This is a genomic window from Lacticaseibacillus salsurivasis (assembly GCF_036246225.1).
Classification (GTDB): Bacteria; Bacillota; Bacilli; order Lactobacillales; family Lactobacillaceae; genus Lacticaseibacillus; species Lacticaseibacillus salsurivasis.
On record NZ_BTTP01000041.1, the window covers coordinates 1 to 1,407 of the forward strand.

A 1,407-nucleotide genomic window follows, 5' to 3' on the forward strand; every position below is an offset into this window, starting at 1 on the left:
GTTCACTCCCAGCTATAACCGTGGCGTGATTGCTGATCTGGTGGCTGAAATTCCAGAAGCCGATTTTGATATAGCGTCCGATGACAGCCAAGGACAAGTCGAGATTATTGGGTGGCTGTATCAGTATTACAACCAAGAACCTAAGGATGCCGCATTCAAAAAACGGAACTATACACAAGCAGATATTCCTGCTGTAACCCAGTTGTTTACTCCGGACTGGATCGTCAAATATCTGGTTGAGAACTCGGTTGGTCGGCTTTGGATCGATCACCTACGGGCCATTGGTGACCAACGTTCTTCGCGTGATTTGGCACAAGACTTTTCTTGGCACTACTTTATGGCAGACGCTAAGCAGTCTGATGACGTCAAACTGCAAGTCAAGACCAAGCAAAAATCACTTAATGATTTAACGCCACAAGATATCACTGTTATCGACCCCTCAATGGGTTCTGGGCATATCTTGATTTATTCATTCGAAGTCCTGGTTCAAATTTACGTTAGTGAAGGCTATTCTCAACGTGAATCAGCTCGGCAGATTCTTGAGCATAACCTTTTCGGGGCTGATATTGACACCCGCGCTTTTCAATTGACTTACTTTGCGATGATGATGAAAGGCCGTCAATATGATCGGCGGATATTCAATGCGGGCATCACGCCACATGTCATTGATATTCCCGAAATGAATTGGTCATCCTCTGATTTAGATTTGCTAGGACAAGCCACACCAGAAGTCTTGCCCGCACTAAAAACAATAAGGGCTTCATTTCGCCATGGCAATGAGCTTGGTTCTTTGATCTCACTGAACTTGTCCAAATCCACGATTGATAGTCTGCAAGAACTAACCAAGGCTCAACCAGCTGGGCAGATGACAATAGAGAGTGCACGGCTAGAAGTACTTTCGGCCCAACTCAAAACCATTTTGAATGCCTTAGGCCTGCTTGACGGGCAGTATATGATTTCGATTACCAATCCGCCGTATATGGGTTCGGGTAAAATGCCTGGCAATTTAAGCAGATTTGTTAAAAAGCATTATCCAAATAGTAAATCGGACCTTTTTGCAGTGTTTATGGAAAGACTGCATGCCTTAACAGTAACAGATGGCTATTATGCAATGATCACGCAACACCAGTGGATGTTCCTCTCCAGTTTTGAGGCGTTGAGACAATCATTGTCTAAGCAAACATTCATTAATTTAGCTCATTTAGGAACACGGGCTTTTGAGGAAATCGGCGGCGAGGTTGTACAGTCAGTCGCCTTCGTCATGCAAAACTCCAGTCCAGCTGACTTCGTTGGAACATATGAGCGTTTGGTAGATTTCGACTCACAATCCAAGAAGGAAGTAGCCTACCTGGAAGCTGTCGAAAATCCAGATGTGAAGTATGTTTATCGTGCTAATCAAGCAAACTT

Annotated in this window: 1 protein-coding gene; it reads left to right on the top strand. The window is 44.3% G+C overall.

All coding sequences use genetic code 11. From position 1 onward, the window contains the following. On the top strand, positions 1-1,407 hold a 1,407-nt coding region (locus AAA927_RS12835; protein ID WP_338218156.1), incomplete at both ends, for an Eco57I restriction-modification methylase domain-containing protein.